This is a genomic window from Acinetobacter sp. SK-43 (assembly GCF_015351505.1).
GTDB classification, from domain to species: Bacteria; Pseudomonadota; Gammaproteobacteria; order Pseudomonadales; family Moraxellaceae; genus Acinetobacter; species Acinetobacter junii.
Map to the genome: position 1 here is coordinate 15650 of NZ_JADKPY010000016.1, position 14300 is coordinate 29949.

The following is a 14300-nucleotide window of genomic DNA, read 5'->3' on the forward strand; positions in this document are numbered from 1 at the left end:
CTTAAAGGTTTTGATGTAGTCATGGCAAAGAAAACAACGAGAAAAGGTAAATCACAAACTACTTTTTTGAGCAAAAATACTGGAAAAGTGCTGCTCGCGTTGATCGCAACAGGAAGCTTTGCGATAGCCTTTGGTAGTGAAAAAATTTCTAAATTTATTCCATTGCAATCAAGTAGTGGAGCGTGTCTTAATCAGTTTTATCGTGAAGTTCCTCCATTGCTCAATAAGGAAAGCTTAACCAAACATAGCTATGCCTTATGTTTTAATGATTTTAATGTCATGTATTCAGGTGTTTCTAAAACGCCACTATGGTCAGCCGAGTATTTAAGCCCTGATCGATTAAGTATAAAAATTAAACGCGAAGATAATTTCCACGAAGAAACACGTGTACAAATGGCTCATCGAGCATTGTTATCGGACTATCGTGGTTCAGGATATGATCGTGGGCATATGGCACCCAATGCAGATATGAACAATACTGCTGCACAATATGATAGTTTTTCTTTAGCCAACATGGTGCCTCAAGCACCTAAAAACAATCAGGAAGTTTGGCGAAAACTTGAAGAGGCTGTCCGTGCAGTTGTGACCAAACATCATAAAGATGCATATGTTGTAACAGGTCCAGTTTTTGAAGGAAAACGACTCAAAACGATCGGTAGCGGTGTGATTGTCCCGACTGCAGTTTATAAAGCTGTGTACTTACCTAAACAAGGGATTATTGGGGCTTATTACGCACCAAATAATAATTCTGAACAGGTTGAGGTGGTGAGCGTTTGTTATCTAGAAGAAAAATTAGGGATTAATTTATTTCCACAACTGACTGAACAGCAAAAGCGCAATATTTATCATTTACCATTATCGGCTCAACAGGTAAAAGCCAATAAAGAGATCAGCTATTCACATTGGGATGGTCAAAGTCAATGTGCTGAAGAAGCGACTACAGAAGCGATACAGGCACAGCAAAAACAGTTTAGTTCGGGTCAAAGCCAAACTTCACAGAGTAGTCTTCCGCAAATTGATGAAGAAACCAAACAAGCTTTAATTAAACAATTGGTCGATGCACTTGTGCAGTATTTCTTACAATTGTTGCGATAATCGAATCGATCTTGGCCGTAAATTGATTTAGATTCAGAATATAGCCCGACAATAATAAAGTGAGTAGAAAATGTTTAAACCATTTGAAACTGGAAATGAATCATCTTCGATTTATGATTTGACGCTTGAAAACCAAGTGGACTGCGTCAGTTTGTACGGTAATTTGCAGATTACAAAAGATCAAGTGGGATTAAAAGCGGCTAAAGCTTTACAGCAATTGATTAATGATGTGGTGATCGCTTTAGAAAAAGAAGAATTACCTGCACAGATTGAACGAAAGCCTGAGCAGGAAATAGAGAATCCATTTTTATAATCCAATAAAAAAACAGCCATATAGTGGCTGTTTTTTTATGGAGTGATCATTTAATTTCGGGGTGTAGCAACCACTTTGTATATGAGAGCACCAATAACTGCACCTACAATTGGTGCAATCCAGAATAACCATAATTGACCAAGTGCCGCAGTTTCTGCAAAGAAAGCTACACCCGTACTACGTGCAGGATTCACAGATGTATTCGTCACAGGAATACTGATTAAATGAATTAAGCATAGGTCACTGAATCTCGTATAAAGATTGTTTAATTAGTGATCAATTGTAAAATGGTGAGAACATTAATCGTTTTTATAAAGAACTGTAAGTTGTGTTGAGTTTTCGCCATTGTTGAGGAGTTTGTCCTGTCCAAAGTTTAAAAGCACGTTGAAAAGCACTTTGTTCTGAGTAGCAAAGTAATAAAGAGATTTCTTGCAAACTCAGGTGCGGATCTTTTAAGTATTCTGTAGCCAACATAAAGCGGACTTGTTGGACACGCTCCTGAAAGGTTGTGTTTTGCTGCTGTAAATGACGCTGTAATTGTCGAACAGAAAGTCCCAATTTCTCAGCGATAAAATCAATCTGATATTGATTCTTCTGTATGCCCGTTAAAATTGCATGTTGTAAACGCTGATCTAATTGTGTTGAATTCGGTAGTTTATCTAATAGTGCCTGAGCTTGTTGCAATAACAATTGTTGCAGGGTGTGATCACCTGTTTTTAGTGGTTTGAATGCTTCAGTAATCGGGAGTAAAAGCTGAGTCTTAGGTTGATCAAAACGAACTTTGCAGTGGAAATACTGTTCATACACCGTGAGGGTTTTAGGTGCAGGATTCACAAAATGAACTTCGTGTAAATGGATCATTTCCCCTGACATAAACAGTTTAAGGAATTGCACCATCAGTGCTATTGCAATTTCGTCTGTCAGTTGAGTGGGGTGTAGTTCAGGTGCTTCCCAACGAATAGATGCATAGGGTTGATTAAATTCAACAATTAAAGGACTTCCATCATAAATAAGTCGATGAAAATCATGATAGCGTGCTAAAGCTTCACCAAGACTTTCACAAGATAAGGCTAAGTAAGCAATAATCCCTAAATGCTTAGGTTGGACGTATTCCGCAATTTCTAATCCTAAACCGATTTTTGGATGTACTTGATTCAACTCTTCAAGTAGATCCCGCCAAATGACATAATCAAAGCGTTCAAGGTTTTGAATTTTTTGTAATTGTTCAGGTAAAGCTAGATTTTTAGCTTCACAATAAGTCGTCAGTAAATGCCCCAAGCCACCGTAAACTGATCCTGTATAATTCTTGAGTTGAGACATCCTGTCTGTTCCTCTTATTGTCGTGTTTTGTCAATATTAATATATCGTATCGTCAATACTTCGCCTACAAAAATTTATATCTTAAATAAAAAGAAGCACAGTTTAGGAGATCAAAATGATCAAGGGTTTTATCGCAGGTTTAGCGGTTGCAAATGCATTTGAATGGTTCGCACATAAATACGTTTTGCATGGAGTGCATCGTCCTGGGCAACCTCGTTATAGCCCTGTACCTAAAAGCATGGAGTCGCATTGGGCGCATCATCGTGAAGTGCGTAAACAAGATTTCTCGGATGAATGTTATGTGGAAGGCATTGATCACTGGCGTACGCGTAATGAGTTAATGTCACTTGCTGTAGCCGCAGGTGTGGCCAGTGTTGTGTTCTATCCTTTTTCAAAAGGCATGGCACTTGCAGCGATTTATAGTGCGGGGAATTATTATTATATTCATCGCCGTGCCCATCTTGAGCCTGATTGGGCGAAGCGCACGATCCCATGGCACTATGATCACCACATGAACTCGAACCAAGATGCAAATTGGTGTGTTACTCGTCCTTGGTTTGATTATGTGATGGGGACGCGTGTGGTGTCTTCAGCAGATTTGAAAGAAGCTAATCCATTGGGTCTGCCTTTACCTGCACCGATTTCGAAGATATTAACTGAAGCGATTGAATTAGTATTTCCTGCAAAATGGGTAGAGCAGAAACCAAAATTGGTGACCGCCGCTGAGACAAAAGAGATCGAAAAAGTATCGGTTGCATCTTGATATAGCGTGAAGAGGGTGTTTTGACAAAACATGATGCTGGTCGTGTGCTTCTGTCGTGAATTGTCAATAAAATTGGCTTTTAATGTCAATATTTTTGCTGAATATCTCGCTAATTTAGCCCAAGCCTTTTTGTTGCTTGATATTTATCCAAATTTATTGTTATTCGTTTACCCTCTAGCGTTGTATAAACGCATTTCATATACCTTGCTGAGCAAGGTATTTTTTTGACTAAAATTTGCCGAATAAAAAACCTCTCAAGCAATCGCATTGAGAGGTTTGGATCTAGCTATTTTTATTGCTTAAAGGCGCATTTCAATGCCTTGCTCAGCTAAATATTTTTTCGCTTCAGGAATCGTATGTTGACCAAAGTGGAAAATGGAAGCCGCAAGTACAGCATCTGCGCCACCTTTCAAAATACCATCTGCCAAATGTTGTAAATTTCCTACACCACCTGAAGCAATCGTTGGAATCGTGACATGATCATTGATTTGGCGCATTAAAGCGATGTCATATCCTGCTTTGGTTCCATCGGCATCCATACTGGTAATCAGTAATTCACCTGCACCAAAGTCTGCCATTTTGACAGCCCATTCTATTGCATCAATACCTGTTGGCTTACGTCCACCGTGGGTAAAAATTTCCCACTTATTTTCGCCAGTTTTTTTCGCATCAATTGCAACCACGATACATTGAGCACCAAAACGTTGGGATGCTTCTTGAACAAATTCAGGGTTGAACACCGCTGCCGAGTTGATACTGACTTTGTCTGCACCGGCATTGAGAAGTAAACGGATATCTTCGACTTTACGTACACCACCGCCTACGGTTAAAGGGACAAAGACACTCTCAGCCATGCGCTCAACAGTACGGTAAGTCGTATCGCGTCCATGATGGGTAGCAGTAATATCTAAAAAGGTAATTTCATCGGCACCTTGTTCGTTATAACGACGTGCAACTTCGACAGGATCACCTGCATCACGAATATCAAGGAATTGAACGCCTTTGACGACTCGACCATTATCAACATCTAAGCAAGGGATAATACGTTTTGCGAGCATAAAATTTTCCAAAAAATCGCCAATAGAGAAAGGAGACCGACTCTGGTGCTACACCTTCATGGAGGGAAAGGGTATTCTATCAAACTTCACAGCTATTTTTTGCAGGTTTTCCATGTCGGTTTATACCCCGTTGAGTTTAGAAGATGTTCAAGCTTTTGCTGAACCTTATGGTTTGGCAGTGATTGACCTGATTCCAATCCAAGGCGGTATTCAAAACACCAACTATTTTTTGGTGGATCATACTCAAAAACATTATGTTCTTACTGTTTTTGAAGAACTTGATGCTGAAGGAGCTGGTGAGCTTGTTCCCGTACTAGACTGTTTGGGAGAGGCAGGGGTTGCCGTTGCTGTACCATTGAAACATCATGGTCAAGCCATTCATAGCATCGCAGATAAACCTGCACAAATCGCCCCACGCTTGATGGGTGAACATCCAGAAGAAGCAACATTATTACAAATCCAAGCGATTGCTCAGGCTCAAGCAAAAATTCATGTGGCGTTGAAAGATTTTCCTTTAAAGCGTGATTTTAATCGTAATCATCAGTATTGGTCAGTTGTAGCAGAGCAACTTAGACCCAATATGAATGACGATGATCAATCCCTATTGGATCAAGTTTTTCAGCAATTTGCCAAAATTACACAGCAATATCCTGATCGTCCTGTCGGTTTTATTCATTCTGATCTATTTAGAGACAATACGTTATTTGAAGGTGATCAATTACGAGGGATTCTTGATTTTTATGAGTTAAATCAAGATGAATTTTTATTTGATATTGCGATTAGTATCAATGATTTTTGTACAGCTTATCCAAACGCTCATTTAGACCAAGCCAAGGCAGAGGCTTTCCTTGCAGCGTATCAAAGCATTCGTCAACTCACAGCTGATGAGTTAGCGTGTTTAAATATTTTCTTGGCAATGGCTGCATGTCGTTTCTGGAGTATGCGTCTCCAAGTTGCACAAAAAAATGCGGAACAGGGTCGTACTGGTGAAGACATTTCACAAAAAGACCCGATGGAAATGCGGATGATGCTGCAAGATCGTTTACAAAAAGTTCAAGCTTAAGGAAAAAGCATGCGAGACCAAGGTCGTTTAGTAGAATGGTTTGATGATAAAGGCTATGGTTTTATTCAGCCGAATGATAAGCACAAAGATCGGGTCTTTTTACATATTAAGGACTTTGCTCGCACAGGTCCTCGACCTCTTGTAGGTTGTGCTTTGGAGTACTTGGTGATCTTAGATGAGCGTGGTCGTTATCGCGCTCAGCAAGTCAGTTATCTAAAAGCAGCCCAAGTATTTGAACATAAGCCGAAACCTTCAGCTGCGAAGCCTGCTAAACGTTGGACAGCGATGCAAATTGCTATTGTGATTTATATTGTATTCATGGTCATCGCGAGCTTTAGTAAATTATTACCGCCTTATACTTTATTGTTCGTCAGTTTGATGAATGTCTTGAGTTATTGGCTATATGCTCAAGACAAAGAGGCGGCACAATTGGGGAATCGCCGTATTCCTGAGCAAACCTTACATATCGTGGATTCGCTTGGAGGATGGTGTGCAGGTTGGTTAGCACAACAAAAACTGAGACATAAAACACAAAAACAACCGTTTCGTAAGATTTATTTCTGTACCATAGTATTCCATATATTATTGATATGTTGGTTAATTTCTCCACTCAATGTGTTCTATTGAGGGAGTTCGTTTCGGGAGATAAATAAAATGAATTATTCCGTTGATCAAGACCCGAACCGTACTTTGACTTTGGTCCTTTACGTACTTTATATCATTGCGATTTTTATAGGTGGATTATTGGCAGTGATTGCCTTAATTATTAACTATGTAAAACGTAGCGATGTAAGAGGCTCTATTTTTGAAAGTCATTTTACTTGGCCAACCTCAGATGCTACTGAAGAAGAATGAGCCGCCAATAAAAGAAAAGTAAGCTAAGCATCTTTATTGTTTTGAGGAGAGTTGAGGATTTTGAGTTTGAGCTCACTCACCAAAACACCCAATACCACCAGTAATCCGCCAAATAATGCGAGTAAGGGCAAACGTTCACCTGCAATTCTTCCAATCAGACCTGCCCAAACAGGTTCACCTGCATAAATGATCGCTGCACGACTTGGATCAACCATGCTTTGTGCCCAGTTCATAACAAACTGAATTAAAGCACTGGCGAGCCCCAATCCAGTTGCGATTAATAGGAGAGGCCATGAAAATGCTGGTAGCTGATGTTCACCAACCAAAGGCATACTGGCGAAAGAGAGTAGGGCAGCAACCATAAGTTGAATCACAGTAACGCGTCGTAAATTTACTCGTCCTGCAAAATAACCAATCAAAATAATCTCTAATGCAATCACCAAAGCACAGATCAGGGTAAGTACTTGTCCATAAGAGAGCGTGATATTGGAAAAACCATTTCCTGTCAGTAGGACTAAGCCTGTAAATGCTAATGCTGAGCCGATCCATGTCATGAGTGATGGTGATTTTTGAAAAATAACCCACATGAGAATGGGCACTAAAGGAACATAAAGCGCAGTAAGAAAAGCCGATTCGCTACTTAAAATACTTTGTAGACCAATCGTTTGTGTGCCATAACCAATCGCAATCATGATGCCGATGGCAGTTCCAGCCAGTGTTTCTTTGAGCGTTAAACCCGACATGGATTTTAATGAAAGTAGGAAAATTACAGCCGCAGCAACTGCAAAACGACAACCGACAAAAAACATTGGCGTACTAAAGTTGAGCGCATATTGCACTGCTAGAAAAGTCCCACCCCAAATCATGGTAATAAAAATCAATGCAAATTGTGCTGCTCTAGGCGATTGCGAGAAAGCTGTCAAAACCAAATTCCAAATCAAAGTGCAATATACTGCACATGTTGCATTAATTTATGCATTTGTGCAATATATTGCGCATAATTAAATGAGAGTGAAACTGCATGAATCATCCTGATGCGGTATTGCAATATGTAGGGCAGAATATTCGATTTTATCGAAACCAGCATCTACTGAGTCAGCAAGAGCTGGCAGAGAGGTCTGGAGTCAGCCGACGTACCATCGCATCTTTAGAAACAGGGATGGTAAATATTAGTCTGACCAAACTGGATGCGATCGCAAATGCTTTAGATGTGAATTTCAAGCAACTTGTGACAGCACCAGAGCTTGTGGATTCTGCGATCGTTAAGACTTTGGCATGGCAGGGCTCTCATCTTGAGAGTCAGGCAACTTTACAGGCATCCATCCCTGCACGTACTCAAGTCGAATTATGGACATGGACATTGGCTGTTGGAGAGACCTATGTTGCTGAACCTGATCAACAAGGGTGGCAGGAGTTGATCTATGTCATTGAAGGTGAACTGAGTCTAGAATTTGCTTCTGGAACACATTTAGTTGCAGCGGGTACATCGTTTTTATTTGATAGTTCTGTTCCTTACCGTTATAGCAATCAAGGTACTGACATACTTCGCTTTATTCGAAATGTGATTTATTGATCTGAAAAAGCCAAACATGAAAGTTTGGCTTTTTTATGTTTAATGGTGTTAGTGTGTTGAACTAAATTGCATCAAACTGATGTTTAGTATGTGTTCCATATTTATCAATCATGATTGAGCTGGCTTCATTCAACCCACGTACCGTGACATTGACTCCATTTCTTTGGAACTTATTCACCACAGAATCTAGCATTGCCACTGAAGTTACATCCCAAATATGTGAATGAGTTAAATCAATAATGACCTTAGAAATTGGTTCTTGGAAATTAAAACCCTGCATGAATTTTTCTGAGGAGCTGAAAAAGATTTGACCTTTTAAATCGTAGACTCGTGCATCATTTTCTATATAGCTGTCAACACGAATATCATTTTCTAATTTATTGGCAAGGAATAAAGCGGATAGTAATACACCTGTGAGTACACCGAGTGCCAAGTTATGGGTTGCTACAACTACAATAACAGTGACAATCATAACCACGTTACTACTTTTGGGATTAGATTTAAAACCTGTCAGTGATTTCCACTCAAATGTGCTGATCGAGACCATAATCATCACGGCAACCAATGCTGCCATAGGAATAACTTTGAGCCAGTCACTAATAAAGACGACTAAGATCAGCAAAAATACGCCTGCTGAAAATGTTGATAATCGGGTTAGACCACCTGATTTTACATTAATCATGGATTGACCAATCATGGCACACCCCGCCATCCCACCCATAAAACCAGATGCGATATTAGCTATCCCTTGACCTTTACATTCTTGGAATTTATCACTTGGCGTATCGGTCATTTCATCAATAATCGTGGCTGTCATCATGGATTCAAGTAAACCTACGGCTGCGAGTGCAATCGAATAAGGTAAAATGATTTGTAGCGTTTCTAGGTTAAGAGGAATATCGGGTAATAAGAATACAGGCAGTGTATCTGGCAATTCACCCATATCTCCCACAGTGCGAATATCAATTCCGAAACCTACTGCGATCAGGCTAATAACGATAATACAGACCAAAGGAGAGGGAATAAGTTTTCCAATTTTAGGGAGTAAAGGGAAGAGATAAATAATGGCTAAACCCAAGCCAACTAATGCATATACATGCCATGTTACATTGATCAATTCAGGTAATTGCGCCATAAAAATGAGGATAGCAAGCGCGTTGACGAAGCCAATCACCACAGATTTAGAAACAAATCGCATGAGTTTTGCGAGTTTTAAATAGCCCACCAGGATTTGCAGTACACCTGTTAATAATGTTGCTGCAAGTAGATATTGTAATCCATGTTCTTTCACTAGACTTGCCATGACCAAAGCCATTGCGCCAGTCGCTGCTGAAATCATGGCAGGACGCCCACCAACAAAAGAAATCACGACTGCAATACAGAAGGACGCATATAAACCAACTTTGGGATCAACCCCCGCGATGATAGAAAATGCAATCGCCTCAGGAATCAGCGCTAAGCCGACCACAAGACCCGCCAGCACATCGGCACGGATATTAGAGAACCATTGTTCTCGTACATTGGAAAACATAGAAATAGCCTATTTTTGAAAAATATTTTAAAGGCTAGTGATGTGATATAAAAAAGCACACGACTACACCACATCACTAGACAGTGATGAGTTATTTACAAGAGGGGGTTGTAAAAACTAGGGTGGCGTAAGTGACATTATAGAATTGAAGATCGAGATAAAAATCAGGATGAGGATAACATTTAAGCGAAAAAAGCTCTAGCCATTATTCAAATCGCTAGAGCTAAGCACAATTAAAGTGATTGTTCATCCAGTAAAAGTTGAGCTTCACGAAGGCTTAAAGTGCCCTCATAAATTGCTCGACCTGTGATTGCACCTAAAATGCCAGATTGACCTTTTAAGTTGCGTACATCATCAAGATTGGTGACACCACCAGATGCAATAACAGGTAATCCTGAATATTGAGCTAAGTGAACAGTTTGCTCAACGTTGACACCTTGCATCATGCCATCACGTGCAATATCAGTGTAGACGATGCTAGATACACCAGCGTCAGCGAAACGTTTAGCAAGATCAGTCGCTTTAACATCAGTGACATTTGCCCAACCGTCAGTAGCTACCATGCCATTGATCGCATCGATACCAACAATAATATGACCTGCAAATTGTTTACATGCTTCTTCAACAAATTCAGGTTCTTTGACTGCTTTGGTACCGATAATGACAAACGATACACCAGCATCTAAGTAGTGCTCGATGGTTTCAAGTGAACGGATGCCGCCACCAATTTGGATTGGTAATTCAGGTTGTGCTCGCGCAATTGCTTCAACCACTGGTTTGTGAATTGGCGTACCAGCGAAAGCACCATTTAAATCAACTAAATGTAAACGACGTGCGCCTTCATCAACCCAATGTTGTGCAGTTGCCACAGGATCATCAGAGAAAACAGTATCGTCTTCCATGCGTCCTTGTTTTAAACGTACACATTTACCATCTTTCAGGTCAATTGCAGGGATGATTAGCATGCTTTCGCTCCTAGCTTCATCGTAAATTAAAATTGGCTACATATTAACAAAGTATTGATCAATCTCTAAGTCTTGGATTGAGAACCTGCGAGTATTCTTTCGATTTGTTGTTGAAGTGGTGACGTGAAACTTTGATGCTGGTAGAGATATTCAAAAATAATACGCGCGGCATAAGCATCTGCCGCAGCATAATTGATTTGTTGAGGGCTGAGTTGTTTAACAGACCAGTTAGAGGTGCTAATTTTTTTACTTTTAGGAAAATAACGCTGAAATAACAAAGCAATTGCCGTTTGTACACCGACTTGGGTGTTATATCCAAAATTTAAAAAGCATTTTGCTAAATCAATCAGACCGTTTGGATGAATCCCTTTGCGTCTAAAACCACTGGCATCATTTTTTAAACCAAAACCAACTTTGAGTTGTTGTTCATTTTCTAAAATAGGTTTTAAGAAAGCCAATATTTCTGGATTCACCTGAAAAAGATAAGCATTTTCTAAGCTAGACAACTGGATAAGGTGAGGGCCTGTTGATTTTTCACCGACTTTGAAGGTCGGTTTGGATTCTGTATCAAAGCCGAACACTTGCACAGATTTAAGCTCAGCTTCAATTTGTAAACACTGATTAAGTGTATGGATGACATAAATTCGATCTGGATTTAAGTTTTGAAATGCGGGGAAGGTGCGTATTTGTTCTTTGCTTAAAAGCGCAGTTTGTTGTTGCATTTCCATGAAATGAGCTCAAATCGTTTCACTCAGCTTAAACCGTTTTGATCAATTGAAAAAGCCAAGTTTTCCCACTTGGCTTTGAAAAATAGACTTGGTTTATTCTGCATATCTATTCATTTGTTCCATCTGGAGCTGTTGGCTTTTTTGAATATAGTTTTGGTAAGCAGGAATTGCGGATGCTGCTATGGCTAAAATGCAGAGTGGAAGGATAATAATGTATATCCAAGCTAAGACTTTTTCCCAACCCTGAGTAATACGAGGTGAGCCATAGTTATTTGTATTTTCATCACCCTTTGCACAACTCAAGTAAATAAAAAATAAGAAGTTGATGAGTGGAATAATCATCACTAATGACAACCAACCTGTTTGATTGCGATCATGTAAACGGCGGATTGAGAAAACAAAGCTGAAGTAGATCATTGCAATATAAACAATGATAAAGAGTCCACCAAATACATACATCGATGAACTTGTCGTTGAAGGACTCAACGCTGGAACAAAAAACGCTGCGATAATACCCAAAATGAATACGAAGACCACGAGTAACATATTCCAGCCTAAGTAAGAGAGTCTGCCAAAACGTCCATTTGCACTAAAACCTGAATCATTTGTTTGAAGCTGAGAAGACATATTATTTTCCTGTAGTCTCTGATTTTTAAATTTAATTTTGAAATTATCTGTTGTTTGATTTTTATTCAAAGTGTTTGCATGATATGCAAAAAATAATGAGAAATAAATAGATAAGGCAATTAAAAAAATAAAGCCAATTTAAAATTGGCTTTATTATCAGGAACTAAACTTGTTCAAATGCTTAGATTTTCCATTCCACAAAGTTTTTTAACAACTGTAAACCAGCAGTATGACTTTTCTCTGGATGGAATTGGGTCGCGAATAAATTGTCTTTGTGAATCGCGGTGCAGAAGTTCACACCATAATCACAAGTTGCCGCTGTAACTGTAGAATCTTTTGGTTCGACATAGTAGCTATGTACGAAATAAAAACGAGCATCTTGCTCGATGTTGTTCCACATTGGATGACTTGGATCAAGTTGATGTACTTGGTTCCAACCCATGTGCGGAACTTTTAAATTCGGAATTTCAGGGAAGTGTTTGACCACACCCTCAAAAATACCCAAAGCTTCTACGCCACCATTCTCTTCAGAGTTTTGTAGCAATGCTTGCATGCCAACACAAATCGCGAGTACAGGTTTGTTAAAAGCAGCCTGACGAACGACTTCATCAATTCCTGCCTCATGCATACCTTGCATACAGTCACGCATGGCACCTACGCCTGGGAACACGATTTTATCCGCTTTGGCAATCAGCTTAGGATCGTTAGTCACATCAACTGTTGCACCTACATGCTCTAGCGCTTTGGCTGCTGAGTGTAAGTTGCCCATGCCATAATCAAGTAAAGCAATACGCGTCATTACAAGCTACCTTTCGTTGATGCAATCATGCCTTCGGCACGAGGATCAACCTCACACGCCATACGTAAAGCACGTGCCAAAGCTTTGAATACACTTTCGATCTGGTGATGGCTATTTTTGCCTTTTAAATTGTCGATATGTAAGGTCATCAACGCATGGTTGACAAAACCTTGGAAAAATTCTGAAAATAAATCGACATCGAATGTTCCGATACGGGCACGTGTGAATGGAATATCCATAAACAAGCCTGGACGACCAGAGAGATCAACGACAACACGCGAAAGTGCTTCATCGAGTGGTGCATAAAAATGACCGTAACGACGTAAGCCCTTTTTATCGCCTAAAGCTTGCGCAAAGGCTTGTCCCAAGGTGATTCCACAGTCTTCGACGGTATGGTGATCATCGATTTCCAAGTCACCATCGCAATGAATATCGATATCAAATAGACCATGGCGCTTGATTTGATCAATCATATGGTCTAAAAATGGAACTCCAGTGTTGAGTGTGCCTTGACCAGTACCATCGAGATTGAGACGAACTCGAATTTTTGTTTCGTTGGTATTTCTTACCACTTCACTGATACGTTGCGTCATGGACACGTTCCTCAAAAAACGTCAAAAATGATTGAATTAAAAACCAAAGTTTCGCTGTGACGAAAAAGTGACAGCATCATAGTTTGCTCAGGAGGGTTAATCAATGCCTATTACCGTACATGCTTACAGTTCACTAGAAAATCTAGGAATTCGTACCCAGCTAGAGCGACTTTATGACACCAGTCCAGAGTTTGGTGATGGGCAAGATGCAATGCAGCAACTTGAACAAGATCTACAGCAATATACCACAGTTTATACCGCTGAATTTAACACCAAAATTATAGGTGCAATCTGGGTCACAGGACAAGGTGAAAGCCGTGTTTTGGAATATATTGTTGTACATCCATCCAATCGCGGTCGCGGTGTGGCAGAACGCCTCGTTGAGGAAGTTTGCCGTATCGAAGAAGAGCAGGGCGTAAAACAGTTTGAACCTGGATGTGGCGCGATTCATCGTTGTCTATCACATCTTGGAAAAATCTAATCGCGAGCTAAATATGGGGTCTAATTGGAGTTAAATTAAACACTTAATCTAAAAATCCTTAAATTAACTTGACGGATTTTGACAAACATTGTTTAATACGCCCACTTTGGCGCGATAGCTCAGTAGGTAGAGCAACGGATTGAAAATCCGTGTGTCCCCAGTTCGATCCTGGGTCACGCCACCATAGATTCGAAATTTCAATCCCTGATCCCATCAGGGATTTTTTTTATCTGGACTTTTTTGCCTGAAAAATGGGCAATCAAATCAAAAGCTCAGGATAATTGTTGACTATTTGCTGTAGATACGGCTTAATACACGCCATTGGCGCGATAGCTCAGTAGGTAGAGCAACGGATTGAAAATCCGTGTGTCCCCAGTTCGATCCTGGGTCACGCCACCATATTCAAAAACCCCAAACTAATGTTTGGGGTTTTTTTATGGGTTAAATTATGCGTAATTCATATTTAAGTCTTTCTAAGTTCTATATTAAAAACTCTTTATGAATAAAAAGAATATGCATCTCAATTTTACTTAGTT

16 protein-coding genes, 2 tRNA genes and 2 pseudogenes are annotated in these 14300 nt (G+C 39.8%); 10 read left to right on the forward strand and 10 right to left on the reverse strand.

Going from position 1 to position 14300, the window contains the following annotated elements:
* Positions 1-21 precede the first annotated feature (21 nt).
* On the forward strand, positions 22-1095 hold the full coding sequence (locus IRT38_RS04165; RefSeq protein ID WP_004951419.1) for a DNA/RNA non-specific endonuclease: 1074 nt from the start codon (positions 22-24) through the stop codon (positions 1093-1095).
* 70 nt (positions 1096-1165) lie between these two features.
* On the forward strand, positions 1166-1408 hold the full coding sequence (locus IRT38_RS04170; RefSeq protein ID WP_087540191.1) for a hypothetical protein: 243 nt from the start codon (positions 1166-1168) through the stop codon (positions 1406-1408).
* Between the two features lie 50 nt (positions 1409-1458).
* On the opposite strand, the pseudogene IRT38_RS04175 reads toward IRT38_RS04170, so the two are convergent.
* Together IRT38_RS04175 and IRT38_RS04180 are read right to left on the reverse strand one after the other, a co-directional pair.
* A pseudogene (locus IRT38_RS04175) lies at positions 1459-1647 on the reverse strand (aquaporin); the annotation flags it as partial.
* 70 nt (positions 1648-1717) lie between these two features.
* The gene (locus IRT38_RS04180; protein ID WP_194597016.1) at positions 1718-2728 is read right to left on the reverse strand and encodes an AraC family transcriptional regulator; all 1011 of its coding nucleotides are present in this window, start codon (positions 2726-2728) and stop codon (positions 1718-1720) included.
* 115 nt (positions 2729-2843) lie between these two features.
* Between IRT38_RS04180 and IRT38_RS04185 the strand changes: the two genes are divergently transcribed.
* On the forward strand, positions 2844-3491 hold the full coding sequence (locus IRT38_RS04185) for a sterol desaturase family protein (RefSeq protein ID WP_194597017.1): 648 nt from the start codon (positions 2844-2846) through the stop codon (positions 3489-3491).
* Positions 3492-3790: 299 nt separating this feature from the next.
* On the opposite strand, the gene hisF is transcribed toward IRT38_RS04185, so the two are convergent.
* Positions 3791-4549, reverse strand: a complete 759-nt coding sequence (hisF, locus tag IRT38_RS04190) for an imidazole glycerol phosphate synthase subunit HisF (protein ID WP_125318630.1) — start codon at positions 4547-4549, stop codon at positions 3791-3793.
* 112 nt (positions 4550-4661) lie between these two features.
* On the opposite strand from hisF, the gene IRT38_RS04195 reads away from it, so the two are divergent.
* The 3 genes and pseudogenes from IRT38_RS04195 to IRT38_RS04205 all read left to right on the forward strand — a co-directional run.
* A complete protein-coding gene (locus IRT38_RS04195; protein ID WP_194597018.1) occupies positions 4662-5612 on the forward strand; it encodes a homoserine kinase in 951 nt (316 codons plus the stop codon).
* Between the two features lie 9 nt (positions 5613-5621).
* Positions 5622-6239 carry a DUF1294 domain-containing protein gene (locus tag IRT38_RS04200; RefSeq protein ID WP_005403365.1) on the forward strand — a complete coding sequence of 206 codons (618 nt, stop codon included), beginning with the start codon at positions 5622-5624 and terminating at the stop codon, positions 6237-6239.
* A gap of 27 nt (positions 6240-6266) precedes the next feature.
* A pseudogene (locus tag IRT38_RS04205) lies at positions 6267-6437 on the forward strand (hypothetical protein); the annotation flags it as partial.
* Between the two features lie 53 nt (positions 6438-6490).
* On the opposite strand, the gene IRT38_RS04210 reads toward IRT38_RS04205, so the two are convergent.
* Positions 6491-7333, reverse strand: a complete 843-nt coding sequence (locus IRT38_RS04210) for a DMT family transporter (RefSeq protein WP_234857326.1) — start codon at positions 7331-7333, stop codon at positions 6491-6493.
* Between the two features lie 155 nt (positions 7334-7488).
* On the opposite strand from IRT38_RS04210, the gene IRT38_RS04215 reads away from it, so the two are divergent.
* A complete protein-coding gene (locus IRT38_RS04215) occupies positions 7489-8040 on the forward strand; it encodes a helix-turn-helix domain-containing protein (RefSeq protein ID WP_126131845.1) in 552 nt (183 codons plus the stop codon).
* 61 nt (positions 8041-8101) lie between these two features.
* Here IRT38_RS04215 and IRT38_RS04220 read toward each other — a convergent pair whose 3' ends face one another.
* From IRT38_RS04220 to hisB, 6 genes are all read right to left on the reverse strand, one after another.
* Positions 8102-9571, reverse strand: a complete 1470-nt coding sequence (locus IRT38_RS04220) for a SulP family inorganic anion transporter (RefSeq protein WP_194597019.1) — start codon at positions 9569-9571, stop codon at positions 8102-8104.
* A 233-nt stretch (positions 9572-9804) separates the two neighbouring features.
* Positions 9805-10536: a 1-(5-phosphoribosyl)-5-[(5-phosphoribosylamino)methylideneamino]imidazole-4-carboxamide isomerase gene (hisA, locus tag IRT38_RS04225; RefSeq protein ID WP_004909768.1), complete on the reverse strand. Its 732-nt coding sequence runs from the start codon at positions 10534-10536 to the stop codon at positions 9805-9807.
* A gap of 65 nt (positions 10537-10601) precedes the next feature.
* Positions 10602-11264, reverse strand: a complete 663-nt coding sequence (locus tag IRT38_RS04230; protein WP_194597020.1) for a 3'-5' exonuclease — start codon at positions 11262-11264, stop codon at positions 10602-10604.
* Positions 11265-11357: 93 nt separating this feature from the next.
* On the reverse strand, positions 11358-11891 hold the full coding sequence (locus IRT38_RS04235) for a DUF805 domain-containing protein (protein WP_194597021.1): 534 nt from the start codon (positions 11889-11891) through the stop codon (positions 11358-11360).
* A 181-nt stretch (positions 11892-12072) separates the two neighbouring features.
* Positions 12073-12690 carry an imidazole glycerol phosphate synthase subunit HisH gene (gene hisH, locus IRT38_RS04240; RefSeq protein ID WP_194597022.1) on the reverse strand — a complete coding sequence of 206 codons (618 nt, stop codon included), beginning with the start codon at positions 12688-12690 and terminating at the stop codon, positions 12073-12075.
* Positions 12690-13283: an imidazoleglycerol-phosphate dehydratase HisB gene (gene hisB, locus IRT38_RS04245; RefSeq protein ID WP_004877928.1), complete on the reverse strand. Its 594-nt coding sequence runs from the start codon at positions 13281-13283 to the stop codon at positions 12690-12692. The genes hisH and hisB overlap by 1 nt, the downstream gene beginning before the upstream one ends.
* A gap of 103 nt (positions 13284-13386) precedes the next feature.
* Here hisB and IRT38_RS04250 point away from each other — a divergent pair, with 103 nt between their 5' ends.
* From IRT38_RS04250 to IRT38_RS04260, 3 genes are all read left to right on the forward strand, one after another.
* Positions 13387-13764: a GNAT family N-acetyltransferase gene (locus IRT38_RS04250; protein WP_004909759.1), complete on the forward strand. Its 378-nt coding sequence runs from the start codon at positions 13387-13389 to the stop codon at positions 13762-13764.
* Between the two features lie 108 nt (positions 13765-13872).
* Positions 13873-13948, forward strand: a tRNA-Phe gene (locus IRT38_RS04255).
* A 139-nt stretch (positions 13949-14087) separates the two neighbouring features.
* Positions 14088-14163, forward strand: a tRNA-Phe gene (locus IRT38_RS04260).
* Positions 14164-14300 lie beyond the last annotated feature (137 nt).

Bases quoted from the DNA above. Each gene is read 5' to 3' on its own strand.
- IRT38_RS04180 (WP_194597016.1), bottom strand. From the start codon at position 2,728: ATGTCTCAACTCAAGAATTATACAGGATCAGTTTACGGTGGCTTGGGG.
- hisB (WP_004877928.1), bottom strand. From the start codon at position 13,283: ATGACGCAACGTATCAGTGAAGTGGTAAGAAATACCAACGAAACAAAA.
- IRT38_RS04195 (WP_194597018.1), top strand. From the start codon at position 4,662: ATGTCGGTTTATACCCCGTTGAGTTTAGAAGATGTTCAAGCTTTTGCT.
- IRT38_RS04210 (WP_234857326.1), bottom strand. From the start codon at position 7,333: ATGATTTGGGGTGGGACTTTTCTAGCAGTGCAATATGCGCTCAACTTT.
- IRT38_RS04200 (WP_005403365.1), top strand. From the start codon at position 5,622: ATGCGAGACCAAGGTCGTTTAGTAGAATGGTTTGATGATAAAGGCTAT.
- hisF (WP_125318630.1), bottom strand. From the start codon at position 4,549: ATGCTCGCAAAACGTATTATCCCTTGCTTAGATGTTGATAATGGTCGA.
- hisH (WP_194597022.1), bottom strand. From the start codon at position 12,690: ATGACGCGTATTGCTTTACTTGATTATGGCATGGGCAACTTACACTCA.
- IRT38_RS04165 (WP_004951419.1), top strand. From the start codon at position 22: ATGGCAAAGAAAACAACGAGAAAAGGTAAATCACAAACTACTTTTTTG.
- IRT38_RS04235 (WP_194597021.1), bottom strand. From the start codon at position 11,891: ATGTCTTCTCAGCTTCAAACAAATGATTCAGGTTTTAGTGCAAATGGA.
- IRT38_RS04230 (WP_194597020.1), bottom strand. From the start codon at position 11,264: ATGGAAATGCAACAACAAACTGCGCTTTTAAGCAAAGAACAAATACGC.
- IRT38_RS04250 (WP_004909759.1), top strand. From the start codon at position 13,387: ATGCCTATTACCGTACATGCTTACAGTTCACTAGAAAATCTAGGAATT.
- IRT38_RS04215 (WP_126131845.1), top strand. From the start codon at position 7,489: ATGAATCATCCTGATGCGGTATTGCAATATGTAGGGCAGAATATTCGA.
- IRT38_RS04170 (WP_087540191.1), top strand. From the start codon at position 1,166: ATGTTTAAACCATTTGAAACTGGAAATGAATCATCTTCGATTTATGAT.
- IRT38_RS04220 (WP_194597019.1), bottom strand. From the start codon at position 9,571: ATGTTTTCCAATGTACGAGAACAATGGTTCTCTAATATCCGTGCCGAT.
- hisA (WP_004909768.1), bottom strand. From the start codon at position 10,536: ATGCTAATCATCCCTGCAATTGACCTGAAAGATGGTAAATGTGTACGT.
- IRT38_RS04185 (WP_194597017.1), top strand. From the start codon at position 2,844: ATGATCAAGGGTTTTATCGCAGGTTTAGCGGTTGCAAATGCATTTGAA.